Origin of the sequence: Vibrio sp. Isolate32 (assembly GCF_022397955.1) — a bacterium.
In the GTDB taxonomy this organism is placed as follows: domain Bacteria; phylum Pseudomonadota; class Gammaproteobacteria; order Enterobacterales; family Vibrionaceae; genus Vibrio.
The window spans coordinates 25,055-42,681 of the sequence record NZ_JAKEUQ010000017.1; the positions used below are offsets into that span (position 1 = coordinate 25,055).

General features: G+C 46.5%; 12 protein-coding genes. 9 read left to right on the forward strand and 3 right to left on the reverse strand.

Annotated features, from left to right (window positions below):
* Positions 1-98 precede the first annotated feature (98 nt).
* From L1D11_RS13635 to L1D11_RS13645, 3 genes are all read left to right on the forward strand, one after another.
* Positions 99-731: a DUF2760 domain-containing protein gene (locus tag L1D11_RS13635; RefSeq protein WP_239833610.1), complete on the forward strand. Its 633-nt coding sequence runs from the start codon at positions 99-101 to the stop codon at positions 729-731.
* On the forward strand, positions 731-2,710 hold the full coding sequence (locus L1D11_RS13640) for an Hsp70 family protein (protein ID WP_239833611.1): 1,980 nt from the start codon (positions 731-733) through the stop codon (positions 2,708-2,710). Before L1D11_RS13635 ends, L1D11_RS13640 begins: the two co-directional genes overlap by 1 nt.
* A 138-nt stretch (positions 2,711-2,848) precedes the next feature.
* The gene (locus L1D11_RS13645) at positions 2,849-5,701 is read left to right on the forward strand and encodes an Hsp70 family protein (protein ID WP_239833612.1); all 2,853 of its coding nucleotides are present in this window, start codon (positions 2,849-2,851) and stop codon (positions 5,699-5,701) included.
* Positions 5,702-5,857: 156 nt separating this feature from the next.
* Here the strand turns inward: L1D11_RS13645 and L1D11_RS13650 are convergent, their stop codons facing one another.
* The gene (locus tag L1D11_RS13650; protein ID WP_239833613.1) at positions 5,858-6,073 is read right to left on the reverse strand and encodes a hypothetical protein; all 216 of its coding nucleotides are present in this window, start codon (positions 6,071-6,073) and stop codon (positions 5,858-5,860) included.
* A gap of 316 nt (positions 6,074-6,389) precedes the next feature.
* On the opposite strand from L1D11_RS13650, the gene hutC reads away from it, so the two are divergent.
* The 6 genes from hutC (at position 6,390) to L1D11_RS13680 (ending at position 13,736) form a co-directional block, all read left to right on the forward strand.
* Positions 6,390-7,103: a histidine utilization repressor gene (gene hutC / locus L1D11_RS13655; protein ID WP_239833614.1), complete on the forward strand. Its 714-nt coding sequence runs from the start codon at positions 6,390-6,392 to the stop codon at positions 7,101-7,103.
* A gap of 113 nt (positions 7,104-7,216) precedes the next feature.
* Positions 7,217-8,461 (forward strand): imidazolonepropionase, encoded by a 1,245-nt coding sequence (gene hutI / locus L1D11_RS13660; RefSeq protein ID WP_239834036.1) that lies wholly within the window; start codon positions 7,217-7,219, stop codon positions 8,459-8,461.
* On the forward strand, positions 8,448-9,476 hold the full coding sequence (hutG, locus tag L1D11_RS13665; RefSeq protein WP_239834037.1) for a formimidoylglutamase: 1,029 nt from the start codon (positions 8,448-8,450) through the stop codon (positions 9,474-9,476). Before hutI ends, hutG begins: the two co-directional genes overlap by 14 nt.
* A 66-nt stretch (positions 9,477-9,542) precedes the next feature.
* Positions 9,543-11,237, forward strand: coding sequence for a urocanate hydratase (hutU, locus tag L1D11_RS13670; protein ID WP_239834038.1), 1,695 nt, complete (start codon positions 9,543-9,545; stop codon positions 11,235-11,237).
* A gap of 14 nt (positions 11,238-11,251) precedes the next feature.
* On the forward strand, positions 11,252-12,784 hold the full coding sequence (gene hutH / locus L1D11_RS13675) for a histidine ammonia-lyase (protein ID WP_010438256.1): 1,533 nt from the start codon (positions 11,252-11,254) through the stop codon (positions 12,782-12,784).
* Between the two features lie 226 nt (positions 12,785-13,010).
* A complete protein-coding gene (locus L1D11_RS13680; protein WP_010438254.1) occupies positions 13,011-13,736 on the forward strand; it encodes a DUF3581 domain-containing protein in 726 nt (241 codons plus the stop codon).
* Positions 13,737-13,865: 129 nt separating this feature from the next.
* On the opposite strand, the gene L1D11_RS13685 is transcribed toward L1D11_RS13680, so the two are convergent.
* Both L1D11_RS13685 and L1D11_RS13690 read right to left on the reverse strand, forming a co-directional pair.
* A complete protein-coding gene (locus L1D11_RS13685; protein ID WP_239834039.1) occupies positions 13,866-14,327 on the reverse strand; it encodes an isoprenylcysteine carboxylmethyltransferase family protein in 462 nt (153 codons plus the stop codon).
* A gap of 67 nt (positions 14,328-14,394) precedes the next feature.
* The gene (locus L1D11_RS13690; protein WP_239834040.1) at positions 14,395-17,430 is read right to left on the reverse strand and encodes an FAD-binding and (Fe-S)-binding domain-containing protein; all 3,036 of its coding nucleotides are present in this window, start codon (positions 17,428-17,430) and stop codon (positions 14,395-14,397) included.
* Between the last annotated feature and the right edge of the window lie 197 nt (positions 17,431-17,627).

Genomic DNA, 17,627 nt, shown 5'->3' on the forward strand with positions numbered 1-17,627 from the left:
TGACCGTTTCGGCTTCGTGCCACTGAGCTTCCTTCCAACCTGTATATTCCTTTAAACCGACGAATACACCGTTAAATCAATTTTAAAGAGAAATCACTATGATCGTTGATTTGAACCTAATCCCACAAACGTTTGATATGCTTCACGCAGGCCTAACTGCATCAAGCGTTTTACTACTGCTTATTGCCGTTTCTCGTAAAAGCAAAGTGGTTGAGAAAGTCGTAGAAAAACCAGTAGAGAAGATCGTTGAAGTTGAAAAGCCAGTAGAAAAGATTGTCGAAGTAGAAAAAGTTGTTGAAGTAGAAAAAGTCATCGAGAAAGTAGTCGAAGTTGAATCTAAGCTAGCTACTGCACCAACAGATTCTGCAATGCAGCTACTGTCTATCATGCAGCAAGAAGCACGTCTAATCGACTTCCTAAAAGAAGACCTGACTTCGTTCTCTGATGAAGAAGTTGGTGCAGCAGCACGTGTTATTCACACTGGCGGTAAAAAAGTACTAGCAGACTACGTAACGCTGTCTCACATCCGCACTGAAGATGAAGAAACACGTATCACGGTTGTTGAAGGCTTCAACCCACAAGAAATTCGCCTAACAGGCAACGTAACGGGTAATGCACCGTTCAATGGCACATTGGTTCACAAAGGCTGGAAAGCAACGGACATGAACCTGCCTAAACTTGCTGAGAACTACGATGCATCTGTGATTGCACCGGCAGAGGTGGAGCTATAATGGAACACCAAACCCAGCCATCATCGCACGAGTCATCTGCACAGACGCATTCACAAGAGCTATCTTCTCAAGAGCAACATCAGGCGCCTAAGTTCAGTGTTGGTATCGATTTAGGTACAACACACTGCGTTTTGTCTTACATCGACACAACCAATGAAGATGCTCGTGTAGAGGTGATGCAAATCCCTCAGCTAACGGCACCTGGTACAGTAGAAACTCGCAGCCAACTCGGCTCGTTCCTATACCAGCCGCACGAACATGAAATGAATGGGGGTTCTCGCGTTCTGCCTTGGTCTTCTGAGCCTAAAGCACTGGTTGGTGCTATTGCTCGTAACCTTGGTTCTAAAACCCCTATCCGCTTGGTCGCAAGTGCTAAATCTTGGCTATGCCACGGTGGTGTGAACCGTCGTGATGCGTTCCTTCCTGCTGGTAGCCCTGAAGAAGTTGAAAAAGTATCTCCGCTTAAGACAACTGAGTTGTACCTAGAGCACCTGAAAGATGCTTGGAACCACGCTAACCCAGAAGACAAACTGGCAGACCAAGATGTAACGATCACCGTTCCAGCTTCGTTTGATCCTGCGGCTCGTGACCTAACTGCTGAAGCTGCACGTAATGTTGGTTTCACTCACCTGACGCTTCTAGAGGAGCCACAAGCGGCTCTTTACAGCTGGATTGATAACAGCAACGACACATGGCGCGATGAAGTGAGCGTTGGCGACATCGTTCTTGTTGTCGATATCGGTGGTGGTACGACTGACCTTTCGTTAGTTGAAGTAACACAAGATGAAGGCAACCTAAGTCTGAACCGTATCGCAGTAGGTGAACACATCCTACTTGGCGGCGACAACATGGACTTAGCACTCGCTTACCGTCTGAAAATGAAACTGGCTCAAGAAGGCAAAGAACTGGCTCCTTGGCAGGTTCAAGCGATGACTCACGCGTGTCGTGATGCGAAAGAAGCATTGCTAAACGATGCTGAACTCCAATCTGTGCCGATCGTTGTTCCAAGCCGTGGCTCTAAGCTACTTGGCGCAACACTGAAAACAGAACTGACTCAGCAAGAAGTACAACAAACATTGGTTGACGGCTTCTTCCCACAAGTCGCTGTAACGGATCACCCGGTACAGAAAACTCGTGGTGCACTGACTCAAATGGGTCTGCCTTACGCTCAAGACGCAGCTATTACTCGTCACATTGCCGCATTCCTTTCTAAGCAAGCGAACGCGCTTTCTGGAAACAGCGAAACGGCTCAGCAAGATTTCAACCCGTTTGCAAACATGCCCGGTATGCCAGGTGCAGAAGCGCCAGCGGCAGACTTCATCAAACCAACAGCGGTACTGTTCAATGGTGGTGTTCTAAAATCTAACCTACTTGCTGATCGTCTTTCAGACACGATCAATGAATGGCTAATTAATGCAGACGAAGAATTCGCTAAACAGCTTTCAGGCCTAGATCTAGATCTAGCAGTGGCAAGTGGCGCTTCTTACTACGGCGCAGTACGTCGTGGCCAAGGCGTTCGTATCCGCGGTGGTATTGCTTCTTCTTACTACGTAGGAATTGAAAGCGCGATGCCAGCTATCCCAGGTATGGCTCCTCCGATGGAAGCACTGTGTGTTGCACCATTTGGCATGGAAGAAGGTTCAAGCGTTCAAGTGCCTAGCCAAGAGTTTGGTCTAGTGATTGGCCAGCCTGTTCACTTCCAATTCTTCGGTTCAACAACACGTCGTGAAGATGAAGCGGGCACGCACCTTGATCACTGGGCTCCAGAAGATCTTGATGAGCTTCCTGAAATTCAAGTGACACTGCCTGTTTCTGAAGGTCGTCGCGAAGGTGAAGTGGTTCCGGTGACTTTGGCGTCTCGTGTTACTGAATTAGGCACGTTATACCTAGAAGCGATTGCCACTGACAATGGTCAGAAATGGCACGTTGAGTTCGACGTTCGTGAAGATACGAATAGCGACTCAAACGAACAAGCATAATGAATCAACGGCACCTTAACGGGTGCCGTTACTTTATCAATGCGATTCCCTAGCCCTGTATTAAAAACATTCCAAAGACAATAATAAGACCAAGACTATCCATTAACTGGTCATCACTTTGGCAGAATAAGGTTTTGTATGGCATCTCCTCGTTTTTTAGTCGGCATTGACTTAGGCACAACCAACACTGTGGTTGCCTACTGTGAAATCAACGACGACCTACAACACGCTCCCGTTTCCCTTTTCGAAATCGATCAGCTTATCGGCCCTGGTGAAGTGGTTCGTAAGCCTCTACTCCCATCGTTTCGTTACCACCCAGCCCAAGGTCAAATCTCCCCTTCAGACCTAACTATGCCGTGGGAACCAAACCCAGTTGAAGGCGATATCAAGAATGTTATCGTTGGTGAATGGGCGCGTGAATTAGGCGCAAAAGTTGAAGGTCGACAAGTATCGAGTGCGAAGAGTTGGTTATCGCACCAAGCGGTGGATCGTAGCTCAGACATTCTCCCTTGGGCTGGCGCAGTGGATGTCGATAAAGTTTCGCCAGTTGTCGCGAGTGCTAGCTACTTAAATCACATTCGCCAAGCATGGAACTACCGTAATCCAAGTAACAAACTTGAAGACCAAGATGTTGTTGTAACGGTTCCTGCATCATTCGATGAGACAGCTCGTAAGCTGACACTTGAAGCCGCAGAACTTGCAGGCTTAGGTAAGATTTTATTACTCGAAGAGCCGCAAGCGGTTTGTTACGACTGGTATGCGCGCCACCAACAAACAGCGGCGGAAGAACTTCAACAGATCCCTTTGATCTTAGTGTGTGATGTCGGCGGTGGTACTACCGACTTGAGCTTGATTGAAGCCCAGTTCAATGGGGATAGCGATGCAGATAATGCTGGTCATAACGAGCTCGCTCTCGATCGTATCGGTGTTGGCGAACACTTAATGCTAGGTGGTGATAATCTAGATTTAGCTCTCGCTCACCTTGCGGAGCAGCGCTTCAACCAAAACAAGAAGCTGAATGCCTCTAGCCTCACTAAACTGATTCAACAAACTCGCGCTGCAAAAGAGAGCCTGCTTTCTGCTGATGCGCCAGACGATGTCAAAATCACTATGCTTGGTAGCGGTTCGAAGCTACTAGGTGGCACAAAGAGTATTGGCTTAACCAAACAAGAAGTTCATCAAATCGCATTGGAAGGCTTCTTCCCACTCTCTGAGTTTACCGAAACACCAGACAAGCGTCGCAGCGCTGTAGTTGAATTCGGCCTGCCTTACGTTGCCGATCCTGCAGTCAGTAAACACGTTGCTGAATTCCTGACAACGCATCAGCAAGTGTCTAAAGCGGCGCTACAAAATTCAGATGCGGTTCAATTCGATCACACCAAGCCGGCTATCCCTGTCGGTGTGCTGCTTAACGGTGGTGTGTTCAACAGTGAACTTATTACAGAGCGTATTACTCAGATCCTAGGTAACTGGAACGGCGCTCCAGTCACAGTACTAGATAACCCTCACCCAGATTGGTCTGTGGCATTAGGTGCGGTTGCGTTCGGTAAGGCTCGCCGTGGTGCCCAACTGAAAATCGGTGGCGGTGCTGCTCGTTCTTACTTCTTACATCTACAAGAAAAGAACAAGATGGGTAAAGCGCTGTGTCTGCTTGCCAAAGGTACCGAAGAAGGCCAAGAGATACGCTTAAACAGCCGTCGTTTCTCACTGACTATAGGTGAGCCAGTTCGTTTTAACCTGCTAACTTCAACTCACGATCAAATTGCTCACGAAACGGCAATTCAAAATGGTGTGATGGTCGATGTTGATGCGGACCTGTTCTCCCCTCTTCCACCTTACATCTCGACGCTGGAAAGTTCAGGTACAGCAGAGCTTCAAGCTAACCAAAAAGAGCGTGTTGAAGTGCTGCTCGCTTGTCAGTTAACCGAAGTCGGTACATTGAAAATGGAATGCGTGAGTACTGAAGATGACTCGAAGCGTTGGTTACTTGAATTTGAAGTCAGAAACAAACAAGGCGAAGAATCCGACAACTCTACACCTCATCCACGCTTAAATGAATGTAAAGAGCTGATTTCTCGCCTGTACAGTGGCAACAAAAAGAGTGCGGAATCGAAAGAGATCAAAACCCTATCGAAAGATCTTGAAAAACGACTCGGTAAACGCGATGAATGGGATTTCACCACCCTTCGTCATCTATTCGATACTTTGTCATTAGGTCGTAAACGACGTCGTCGCTCAGAAGCACACGAGAAAAACTGGCTACGTTTAGCTGGTTACTCGCTGCGCCCTGGCTTTGGTGATCCAACGGACTCATGGCGTATTGAGCAAATTTGGGGACTTTATCAACAGAACATTCAGTTTAAGAACCATCAAGGCTGGACAGACTGGTGGGTGTTCTGGCGTCGTGTTGCCGGTGGGTTAAACCAAGAGCAACAAGAGAGTATCTTAGCGGACATCGCTAAGTACCTTCACCCAGGCGCAATGAAGAACCCTAAGACAGCCAAAGATGCACAAGACAATGGTTATGAAGCTATGGTTCGTTTAGCGGCGTCACTTGAGCAACTTGAGGTGGAAGACAAAGTACTGCTGGCAAGTTGGTTCTTAAGCAAAGCAATTAATCATAACCAATTTGAACAAGCACACTGGTGGGCTCTGGGTCGGTTAGCATCAAGAACGCCTTTGTATGGCAGCCAACACAGTGTCATTCCTCGTGAGCAAGCTGAGCAATGGTTGCCGAAGCTGCTTGAGCAGAACTGGCATAAAGAGCAGATGATCGCCTTCGCTGCTGTGATGATTTGCCGTAAAACCGGTGACCGTGAATTTGATATCTCTGACGACTATCGTAATCAAGTGATTGAGAAGCTCAAGCAAAGCAAGGTACCTGATTCATGGCTAACGCTGGTTAGCGAAGTAACTGAGCTGTCCGAGAGCGAATCTAAGCGTGTGTTTGGTGATGCTTTACCGAGCGGCTTAAGCCTGATTAATAACTAGGTTTAAAAACGATTAGCTTTAGTTGCTAATGAGTAAAGAAAAAGCCACTTTCGATTCGTTGAAAGTGGCTTTTTTACCGGTGGCTTAAGGCTGGTATGTGTAATCGACTTATAGCTTTTTGGTTAAGAGCCTTAGCCGTGTTGCGGTTAATCATTGTTAATGTTTCGTTCCGTTTGGGTTGATACTAAAGTCTGTATTCTCATAGATGTCAGACAGTTTTTTGGGGTTCTTCTCTTTAGCTCCTTTATTGGGTTGGTTATGAGTTTCGCTCAAAAGCCATTCCTCATGCATTTTTGCTGAATCCAAAAACTCTGGATCTTTCATTGCTTCCTTGCGAAGTTTATTTACACGTTCGAGAGTATCCCAAATCATAATACTTCACCTCCACTAAGGCTACGCTTTCCAATATAGAATCCCACCCTATTGATTCAATACTTTTCGGTTAAACCATAATGAATTTGTGATTTACATATCGAAAATCGCTTTATAAGCACATTATGTAACCAGATTCCTTCCCTTTGTAATTATTTGATTAACGAATAGTTATTACGTGACTATTTGCGACACTTGCCCCACAGAATCAAGATATTTGTGCTATCTGTGTTGAACAAGCTCACATCCTCTGCGGAAATGTTGATATCGCGAAAAAATCCGTTACTCTATTTGTATAGTCAAATAAGGTTTCATTATGTCAAAAGCGCCACTCTACCTGCAAATAAAACTGTTCATAGACGATAAGATCAGCAGTGGTCATTGGCCGGTTGGTTATCAAATCACAACGGAGCTCGAACTCACAGAGCAGTTCAATGTAAGCAGAATGACGGTCAATAAGGCCATTCGAGATCTTGTGTCTGAAGGCAAGCTAATTCGGAAACCAAGACTGGGCACTTTTGTCTGTGAGCCTGAGGAAAAAGCACAATCTCCCCTACTTGATATCAACAACATCGCGCAAGAGATCAAAGACCGTGGCCAAACGTACACAAGCCAAGTGATCAAGCACGATAGCATCAAGGCTGATGAAAGCACCGCTACACGGTTGGGTGTGATGATCAATGCGGAAATCTTCTATAGTGAAATCATCCACTTTGCCGACAACACACCGATACAGCTAGAAGCTCGCTGGGTAAACTCACAAGCGGCTCCCCAATACTTAGAACAAGATTTTTCAACCTCAACGCCGAATGAATACCTTTCCAAAAGTTGCCCGTTGAGTGCGATTGAACACACAGTCGAAGCCATCATTCCAGACTCCAATATCCGTCAGGCATTAAAACTAACGGAATCAGAACCTTGCTTACTTCTCAATAGAAGAACATGGAGCAAGGAACGCCTTATCAGCTTTGCATTACTCTACCATCCTGGCTCTAAATACAAATTAAGCTCTAAAATAGTTTTAGATTAAAGAATATAATCCTGATCTACGATCACATTTTTGCAACATCAACTTGATTCGGGTCAGTATTTAGCCTATTTATTTGTATATACATTTATTGTTTAGCAAAGATCTAGGTGATTATGAATTTGATCCTCAAGAATGCACGAGTGGTCTCAATGAGCTCGGGAGCCGACGGTTACCAACCTTCTTCCCCGCAAGATATCGTTATCGAAAACGGTAAGATCGTATCCCTGTCTCACTCAAGCGATGAGTCACTCCATGGTGAAACCGCGAGTGCTAGCCGCTCTGTTGATCACATCATCTACGACTGCAAAAACAAGCTCGTTACCCCAGGGCTGATTGATTGCCACACACACCTGGTGTTTGCAGGTAATCGCGCCAATGAATTTGAACAACGTTTAAATGGTGTCTGCTACACCGACATCGCAAAGCAAGGCGGTGGTATTTTAGCAACAGTAAAGGCGACACGAGCCGCACATGAAGCCGAACTGGTTGAGATGGCGCTGCCTAGATTAGACGGCCTGCTAAGAAGCGGTGTCACCAGCGTTGAAGTAAAGTCTGGCTATGGCTTAACGCTTGATGATGAACTTAAGATGTTACGTGCTGCTAAAGCCTTAGAAAATCACCGTCGTATTAAGGTCACCACCACACTACTCGCAGCACACGCTGTACCAACCGAATATAAAGAACAACCCGATCGTTACGTTGATCTGGTATGCCAAGAGATCATCCCCAAGGCTGCAGAGCAAGGGCTAGCCGATGCTGTTGACGTGTTCTGCGAATCTATCGGCTTCAACCTAGAACAAACCGAACATGTATTTGCGGCAGCTAAAGAACATGGGCTGGCGATCAAAGGCCACACAGAACAGCTTTCTAACATGGGCGGCAGTGCGCTAGCCGCTAAATACGGTGCTCTCTCTGTTGATCACGTTGAGTACTTAGATGAAGCGGGTGTAAAAGCGCTGGCGCAGTCAGGTACAGTCGCCACCTTATTACCGGGCGCTTTCTACTTTTTGAAAGAGACTCAACAACCGCCTATTTCGCTACTTCGCGAGCACAACATTCCAATGGCAATTGCGACCGACTTAAACCCCGGCACTTCTCCTTTTGCTGACTTAACACTGATGATGAATATGAGCTGTACCCTGTTTAGCACAACCCCAGAAGAAGCATTACGTGGGGTGACTTGCCACGCAGCAGCCGCCATTGGCGAGTCGCAAAATAGAGGCAAAATTGAAGTAGGTTACGCCGCTGATTTGGCTATTTGGAATATCGACCATCCAGCCGATCTAAGCTATCAAGTCGGCGTACCTCATTTGCATAAGCGCATTGTTAATGGCGAGGTATGTCATGACTCAATCTAAATCCAACAGCACTAACGCAACTGCGGTCACCACTCACAACGTTGTGTGGACGGGACGCAATGACCTTGAAGATGGCGAGCTCGGTACTCGCGTTCATCACATTACCAAGCAAGTGCATAGTACTGATTTAAATGACGGACTTACTGACAACACTGTTGCCTTGGTTGGTTTCGCCAGTGATGCCGGAGTGGCAAGAAATAAAGGACGTGTTGGCGCAAAACAAGCACCTAATTTGATTCGCCAAGCGTTGGCTAATATGGCTTGGCACAGTGATACACGCATTGCTGATCTTGGCGATATCGAATGTAGCGATGATCAATTAGAAGTCAGCCAAAAGCAGTGCGCTGATGTGATTGCCAATGCGCTATCAACCAGCAAGGTGATTACCCTCGGTGGTGGTCACGAAGTCGCTTGGGCTTCTTTCCAAGGCCTAGCTGAGCATCTTCACAGAACTCAATCAGATCACAAACCTAAGATAGGCATCGTTAACTTTGATGCTCACTTTGACCTTCGTGAATTTGAAAGCGACATCGCTGACGTCAAGCCAAGCTCAGGCACACCCTTTAATCAGATTAGCGAATACTGCAATGCACATCAGTGGCCATTTCAATACGCTTGCCTAGGCGTAAGTGCTGCCAGCAATACCAAAGCGCTTTTCAACAAAGCCGACCAACTTGGTGTGTGGTACGAACATGATCGCGATATCACCCAAGTAAACCAAATTGGTCAACTGGTTAAGTTGCAAAAATTCATCGCTGAGTGTGATTACCTCTATCTCACTATTGATCTCGATGTCTTCCCTGCGGCGACGGCACCGGGTGTCAGTGCCCCAGCGGCAAGAGGCGTGAGCTATGACGCGCTCGCACCTTTCTTAGAACAGATTTTTAAACACAGTGAGAAACTCATTATCGCAGACATTGCGGAATACAACCCAGACTACGACGTCGATGGCCAAACGGCTCGATTGGCGGCTCGTTTGTGTTGGGATATAGCCAGTGCAATGGCCAGCGACTAATCAAGCTATACCGATAACTACAACTACAACTACAACGATACAACGTGAAACAGAAGGAATTCCAAAATGACGGAACACCACAACAGTGACCCTCGTCTCGACACGACTCGCGAAATTCGCGCACCTCATGGTACCACTTTGCGCGCTAAATCTTGGTTAACAGAAGCACCACTGCGTATGCTGATGAACAACCTAGACCCTGATGTGGCAGAACATCCACATGCACTGGTTGTGTATGGCGGTATTGGTCGTGCAGCACGTGATTGGAAATGTTACGACAAGATTGTTGAAGTATTAGAGCGTTTAGATGATGACCAAACACTACTTCTTCAATCTGGTAAACCTGTAGGCGTGTTCCCGACTCATAAAAACGCACCTCGCGTGTTAATCGCTAACTCGAACCTTGTTCCACACTGGGCAAACTGGGAACACTTCAACGAGCTCGATAAAGAAGGCTTGATAATGTACGGCCAAATGACCGCAGGCAGCTGGATCTACATCGGCTCACAAGGCATCGTTCAAGGTACTTACGAAACCTTTGTCGCGATTGCGAAGAAACACTTCCAAGGCGAAGCAAAAGGCAAATGGGTACTCACGGGTGGCCTTGGCGGCATGGGCGGTGCTCAACCTCTTGCGGCAACGATGGCTGGCTTCTCAATGATCGCCGTGGAATGTGATGAATCACGAATCGACTACCGCTTGCGTACTGGCTATGTCGACAAAAAAGCCACCAGCTTAGATGAAGCAATGGCAATGATTAAAGAGTCAGACACACCTATCTCTGTTGGTCTATTAGGTAACGCTGCTGACGTATTCCCGGAGCTAGTCGAGCGCAACATCACACCTGACGTAGTGACCGACCAAACCTCTGCCCACGATCCTCTGAATGGCTACTTGCCTCAAGGTTGGACGATGGAGAGAGCCGCACAAGAACGCACCATTGATGAAGCGAAGGTCGTTAAGGCAGCTAAGCAGTCCATGGCGGTTCAAGTTCAAGCGATGCTAGACCTGCAATATCGCGGCGCTGCGACCGTAGATTACGGCAACAACATTCGCCAAATGGCACTAGAAGAAGGCGTGGAAAACGCATTTGATTTCCCAGGCTTCGTTCCTGCTTATATTCGACCTTTATTCTGCGAAGGTATTGGTCCTTTCCGCTGGGCTGCGTTATCTGGTGACCCGGAAGACATCTACAAAACAGACCAAAAAGTAAAAGAACTGATTCCAGACAACCCGCATCTACACAACTGGCTAGATATGGCGCGTGAACGCATTCAGTTCCAAGGCCTACCCGCTCGTATTTGTTGGGTTGGATTGAAAGATCGCGAACGTTTAGGCCAAGCATTCAATGAAATGGTTAAAAATGGCGAACTGAAAGCACCAGTTGTTATTGGTCGTGATCACCTAGATTCAGGCTCAGTAGCAAGCCCGAACCGCGAAACAGAAGGCATGATGGATGGCTCAGATGCCGTATCTGATTGGCCACTATTGAACGCCCTTCTAAATACTGCAGGCGGCGCAACATGGGTTTCTCTCCACCATGGTGGTGGCGTTGGCATGGGCTTCTCACAACACTCAGGTATGGTGATTTGTTGTGACGGCAGTGAAGATGCATCACAACGTATTGCTCGTGTACTTCACAATGATCCGGCCACTGGCGTTATGCGTCATGCTGATGCGGGTTACGATATTGCCAAGCAGTGTGCTAAAGAGCAGAAGCTTGATTTGCCTATGCTAAACGAAGAACTTCGTCGCCTTTAATGTCTGGAGAAAACATGTTGAATTTATTACTTAAACCAGGACTTCTAGGCCTGCCTGAACTACGTAAGATTAGCCGTAGCCCTGTGAACTTATCACTCGATCCAGCAGCAATCCCAGATATTGAAGCGAGCATGCACGTTGTCGAGCAAGTGATTGCTGAAGATCGTACTGTGTATGGCATCAACACTGGCTTTGGCTTACTGGCGAACACCAAGATTGCTCCAGAAGATCTCGAAGTTCTGCAGAAAAGTATCGTACTTTCTCACGCAGCAGGCATCGGTAAATTCATGTCTGACGAAACCGTGCGCTTGATGATGGTACTTAAGATTAACAGCTTGTCTCGTGGCTACTCAGGTATCCGACTCAAGGTGATCAATGCCCTTATCGATCTTGTGAACGCACAGGTTTACCCATGTGTTCCACAAAAAGGATCTGTGGGTGCTTCAGGAGATCTTGCTCCCCTCGCCCACATGAGTACTGTACTTCTAGGTGAAGGCCAAGCACGCCACAACGGCAAGATCATCACTGGCTTAGAAGCAATGCAGATCGCTGGCTTGGAGCCAATCACACTTGCTCCGAAAGAAGGCTTAGCTCTGTTAAACGGCACACAAGCATCCACCGCATTCGCCTTAGAAGGCCTATTCGCAGCGGAAGACTTATTCGCGTCTGCAACCGTGTGTGGCGCGATGTCTGTTGAAGCCGCGCTGGGTAGCCGTCGTCCGTTTGATCCGCGTATTCATCGCGTTCGTGGTCATCGTGGCCAGATGGATGCAGCACTTGCTTACCGCCATATGCTTGATCAAAAGAGTGAGATTGGTGAATCGCACACGTGTTGTGAAAAGGTTCAAGACCCTTACTCACTGCGTTGTCAGCCTCAAGTGATGGGTGCTTGCTTACAGCAGATTCGTAATTCAGCTGAAATTTTAAATGTTGAAGCGAACTCGGTATCGGACAACCCGCTGGTTTTCGCTGACGATGGCGACATTATTTCAGGTGGTAACTTCCACGCTGAGCCCGTCGCAATGGCAGCGGATAACCTTGCATTGGCCATTGCCGAAATAGGTAGCTTGTCAGAACGAAGAATGGCGCTACTGATTGATAGTGCACTAAGCAAGCTGCCACCTTTCTTGGTCGATAACGGCGGCGTGAACTCAGGCTTTATGATTGCTCAGGTTACCTCTGCAGCATTGGCGAGTGAGAACAAAACCTTAGCGCATCCTGCGTCAATAGACAGCCTTCCTACATCAGCAAACCAAGAAGACCACGTATCTATGGCAACCTTCGCTGCACGTAGGCTTAGGTACATGGCTGAAAATACCCGTGGGATATTGGCAGTGGAATACTTAGCAGCAGCACAAGGACTTGATTTCCGAGCGCCAAATCTATCATCCCCTCGTGTCGAAGAAGCGAAACAGATTTTGCGTGAAAAAGTCAGCTTCTACGACAAAGACCGATATTTTGCACCGGATATTGAACAAGCGAACTTATTGCTCAAATTATCCGTTCATAATCACCTAATGCCAGAAGGCACTTTGTGTAGCTTCTAAAGCAAAAATATTCTGAACAACACCCATTAGAGTGTCATATAAACAAGGGCTATCGATTAGCCCTTGTTGCATTGAGCCAAAGGCCATATCTCCCTTAAAATCGTCACATACCATCCAACGTATTTATCTAATTGACTGATATATAAGAAAAGTTAACTGGATAGACCATTAGAACGAAGTTAGTTAGCTATAATCCACCCCAGATTTGATGACTAATAGCGATACTATGTTTCTGACACCTTACTTTTCTACTGAAGACAATCAATTTCAATTCACTCGTGAACAGGCTAGCCACTTTGCTAAAAAAGTAGCCGCTGACTTCAACCCAATTCACGATGAAGACAACAAGCGCTTCTGCGTGCCTGGCGACCTTTTATTTGCAGTTCTTCTGCAGAAGGAAGGCATCAGCCAAAAAATGCGTTTTGATTTTTCAGGTATGGTGGGTAACGGTATTGCGCTTAGCGTTGACAACAAGTGTGAGAAAGAAAGCTCACTGGTTGACGAGAAAGGCAAAGAGTACCTACACATGTCTTGTGAAGGTGAAAAGAGCCACGACCAAGCGTTCATCGAGCACGTAGTAACCAACTACGTTAAGTTCTCTGGCATGAACTTCCCACACATCATGGTTCCTCTTATGGAAGAACAACAAATGATGATCAACTGCCAACGCCCTCTTGTGATTTACGAGAGCATGGAAGTTGAATTTACTCGCCTAGATCTATCTCACCCAGAAGTTGAATTCTCTGGCGCGACTTTTGACGTTGAAGGCAAGCGTGGCATCGTGACACTGAACTTCGATTTCAAAGAAGACGGCGAAGTTGTCGGGAAAGGCGTGAAGCGCATGGTAGCAAGTGGTCTTAAGCCATACGACCAAGCTTCTGTAGACGACCTAGTAAACCGCTTCAACGAGCGCAAAGAGATGTTTCTAGCTCAGTTCGCAGCTGCTGCTTAATCGGCACTCTTATTTACATCACTCGATGTAAATAAGCTCTAGAACAAGATCAATAAAGCCCAGCTTGATACCCTCAAGCTGGGCTTTTCTATTGCGACTTTGCTTAACCCCAAAACACCCTGCTATGTTTCAAATCCAACGTCTAACCTTTTGTTTGTAATCAACATATTCCGCACCGAACAATCGCTCTAGAGCTCGTTCTTCTGGCTTAATTTGGAACTGAGTCATGTACATTACAAATACAAAACTGAGTAAAACACTTAACAGGTTTTGGAAGAAGTAACCAAAGCTAAACAGTAGGATGAATAGCCCTAGATACATTGGGTTTCGCGTGTAGCCAAAGATCCCACTGTCCACGACAGCTGAAGCGGTTTCGACCTTAATAGGGTTAACGGTGGTATTCTGTTTTCGAAATTCCCATATGCCTGATATTCCAATAACACCACTCAATACAATCCCGATACCGAGTACAATCATTCCATAAGGCAGTGCCAATGCTCCTAGGGTCAACCGCTGCGCGCAGAAGTACGAGGCTATAAATACAATAATGAACAGTGCAACGGGTGGTACTTTTAATTCAAGAAATCTCATAGCTTTCCTTATTAACAATTCCATTGTTAGTTTAGAAAAAAGCCCAGCAATTACTGGGCTAAATAGTTTAAAGAATTTGTGCTAGTGCCTGTAATGGGTGGGCGAGCTTCTCACCTTCAAAACGCTTCACTTGGCTACGGCAAGAATACCCTGTTGCTAAACAGCGCTCTTTTGGTAAGTCTTGAATCCTTGGCTTCCAACTTAAACCGTAGATGTCTTTAGACATTTGTAACTTATCGATTTCATGTCCGAACGTCCCCGCCATACCACAACAGCCAACAGGTACGCTAGTAAGTGCTGATCCAAAGTGTTGGAAGATAGCACCCCACTCTTTTTCTGCGTTTGGCATCTTAGTTTTTTCTGTACAGTGAGAGAATAAATACCACATCTCTTCACTCACGGATCGCGCTTCATAGTCACCGAGCGATGGTAATAACCATTCATGAACAGTGAGCACATCAAAGTCACCACGCTTATCCTCTAAAATCTCGACATATTCATCGCGATAGCAAAGCACCAAAGCCGGATCCACACCCACTAGTGGGATACCAATATCAGCCACCATCGACAAGAAATCAGAAGTGGATTTCGCCTCGCGTGCAAAACGACTTAAGAAGCCCTTGATGTGCAAAGCTTTACCATTTGGTTTAAACGGCAGTAACACAGGTGTTTTGCCAAGCTTTTGAGCCAGAGTGACGAAATCTTCAACCACCTCTGCATCATAGAAGCTGGTAAACGGGTCTTGGACGATCAAAACATGCTGCTTCTTCTCTTCAGAGGATAGCCCTTCTAGATATTGAATATCGAAAAGTTGCAGCTCTTTGCTTGCCAGACGATTCTTAAGCGTAGGTACCGACATCAGTGGCGCATCGACATAACCGACCGTTTTCGCGGTTGCAGATTGGACCCACTTTTGACCCAATGCAGCGTTGACAACTTTCGGCACTTTCGCCATTAGTGGCAGCATGGTTTCAATGTTAGCCACCAAGTAATCTTTGGCAGGGCGTTGATAGCGTGAGTAATAGATGTTTAAGAATCGTGAGCGGAAACTTGGTACATCAACTTTGATAGGACATTGGCTCGCACACGCTTTACATGCAAGACAACCGTTCATCGCTTCATGTACTTCGTGCGAGAAGTCGTACTCGTGGCGTTTGTTCATCGTATTACGAACGCGCTCAACCATAGTTTTGACCGGAGTATCGTCTTTTAGCGCTTCTTGCTCTAAATCGAGAATATCCACGCCTTGCTCAGTTAGCTGACGCAACCACTCTCTGACTAAACCAGCACGACCTTTTGGTGAATGGCGACGGTCAGCAGTGACTTTCATAGAAGGACACATTGGTGAGCTCGTGTCGTAGTTAAAGCACAAGCCGTTACCGTTACACTCCATCGCTTGCTTAAAGCTGTCGCGCACTTGAACATCTATCTGGCGATCATAAAAGCCACGTTTAGTGTCGGTCACTTTCACCAACTCAGCGTCACTTTCTAAAGGCGTACAGATCTTGCCTGGATTCATCTTGTTATGCGGGTCGAATGCTGCTTTCACACGCCTTAATTCGGTAAACAGTTCTTCACCGAAGAAATCAGGACCGTACTCAGAACGGAAGCCTTTACCATGCTCGCCCCACATTAAGCCGCCGTATTTCGCCACCAGCTTAACCACTTCATCAGAGACTTCGTGCATCAAAGCTTCTTGCATTGGGTCGCACAGATCAAGTGCTGGACGAACGTGTAGAACACCTGCGTCAACGTGACCGAACATGCCGTAATTCAGCTCTTTCGAATCAAGCAGCACTCGAAATTCAGCGATGAAGTCAGCCAGGTTTTCAGGTGGTACACAAGTATCTTCAGCAAAGGCAACTGGCTTAGCACGACCTTTCGCCGCACCTAATAAGCCTACTGCTTTTTTACGCATGTTGTAGATTCGACCAATACTCGCCAAATCACTGCACACTTGGAAGCCAATCACACCCGCTTCTTCGCTTTCAACCATGGTTTCAAGTTTTGCGGTCAGCGCTTGAACTTGCTGTTCCACTTCCGCTTCATCTTGGCCCGCAAACTCAACCATGTTGATGCCAAGCATCTCTTTGTTAGGAACATCTGTCAGTAGGTCACTCACGGTGTGCCAAACAATATCTTGTTTCGCTAAGTTCAATACTCGTGAATCGACCGTCTCTACAGAGAGAGCCTTCGCTTCAACCATGAACGGTGCGTTACGCAGCGCAGAGTCAAACGTGTTGTATTTCACGTTAACCAAAGTGCGCGCTTTCGGAATTGGGGTTAGATTTAGCTTTGCTTCTGTAATGAATGCTAAAGAGCCTTCTGCGCCACATAACACGCGAGTAAGGTCAAAACTGTCATCGTCATCATTGATAGCATTCTTGAGATCGTAGCCCGTCAAAAAGCGGTTCAATGGTGGGAATTTATTGAGGATTTGAGCACGTTTTTCACGACACACCGCTTCGGTTACCGCAAGCGCATGATGCGCAAACTCGCCCTCTTCCGGTAAGCCATGTGATAAATCAGACTCTAAGCACGAACCATCGGCGAATACCGCTTGCAGCGACAACACGTGATCAGACGTTTTACCGTACTTCAATGACCCTTGGCCTGATGCATCAGTATTGATCATGCCACCCAGTGTTGCTCGGTTACTGGTCGAAAGATCTGGAGAGAAAAAGTAACCGTAAGGGCGAACCGCATCGTTCAATTGGTCTTTAACGATGCCCGACTGAACTCGTACCCAGCCTTCCTTCTCATTAATTTCCAGAACCTGATTCATGTAGCGTGATAAATCAACCACAACCCCTTTAGTTAAGGATTGTCCATTGGTTCCGGTACCGCCACCACGAGGAGAAAAAGTTACGCGCTCGTAAGCAGATTTAGAACCCACTTTACCGATGAGCACAACGTCGTGTGTTGTTTTGGGAAGAATAACAGCCTGGGGCAGTTGCTGATAGACACTGTTATCAGTCGAGACCGCCAAACGGTTAGAATATTGAGATTCAATGTCGCCAGTAAAGCCCGCTGTTTTTAGTTCATCTAAAAAGCGTACAACAACTGGATCGACATCAGCATTGAGTTGAAGTCTTGGTAACATTTGCTTCCTGCTCCTACTACGCTGATCCTATCAGCATTAGGTTATCTGAGATTTTTAATAATTTTCTTTGAATTTCGTCACTTTACTACTATTAAGATCATATAAAAAGGTGATCAAATCAGAATCTCAGTGCAAGAATGGAGAAATAGTCACTTTCGTCTTAATTCAGTAACAATATATTGAGTAACATTTTGTTT

Bases quoted from the DNA above. Each gene is read 5' to 3' on its own strand.
- L1D11_RS13680 (WP_010438254.1), top strand. From the start codon at position 13,011: ATGTTTCTGACACCTTACTTTTCTACTGAAGACAATCAATTTCAATTC.
- hutC (WP_239833614.1), top strand. From the start codon at position 6,390: ATGTCAAAAGCGCCACTCTACCTGCAAATAAAACTGTTCATAGACGAT.
- hutG (WP_239834037.1), top strand. From the start codon at position 8,448: ATGACTCAATCTAAATCCAACAGCACTAACGCAACTGCGGTCACCACT.
- L1D11_RS13685 (WP_239834039.1), bottom strand. From the start codon at position 14,327: ATGAGATTTCTTGAATTAAAAGTACCACCCGTTGCACTGTTCATTATT.
- L1D11_RS13690 (WP_239834040.1), bottom strand. From the start codon at position 17,430: ATGTTACCAAGACTTCAACTCAATGCTGATGTCGATCCAGTTGTTGTA.
- L1D11_RS13640 (WP_239833611.1), top strand. From the start codon at position 731: ATGGAACACCAAACCCAGCCATCATCGCACGAGTCATCTGCACAGACG.
- L1D11_RS13645 (WP_239833612.1), top strand. From the start codon at position 2,849: ATGGCATCTCCTCGTTTTTTAGTCGGCATTGACTTAGGCACAACCAAC.
- hutH (WP_010438256.1), top strand. From the start codon at position 11,252: ATGTTGAATTTATTACTTAAACCAGGACTTCTAGGCCTGCCTGAACTA.
- L1D11_RS13650 (WP_239833613.1), bottom strand. From the start codon at position 6,073: ATGATTTGGGATACTCTCGAACGTGTAAATAAACTTCGCAAGGAAGCA.
- L1D11_RS13635 (WP_239833610.1), top strand. From the start codon at position 99: ATGATCGTTGATTTGAACCTAATCCCACAAACGTTTGATATGCTTCAC.
- hutU (WP_239834038.1), top strand. From the start codon at position 9,543: ATGACGGAACACCACAACAGTGACCCTCGTCTCGACACGACTCGCGAA.
- hutI (WP_239834036.1), top strand. From the start codon at position 7,217: ATGAATTTGATCCTCAAGAATGCACGAGTGGTCTCAATGAGCTCGGGA.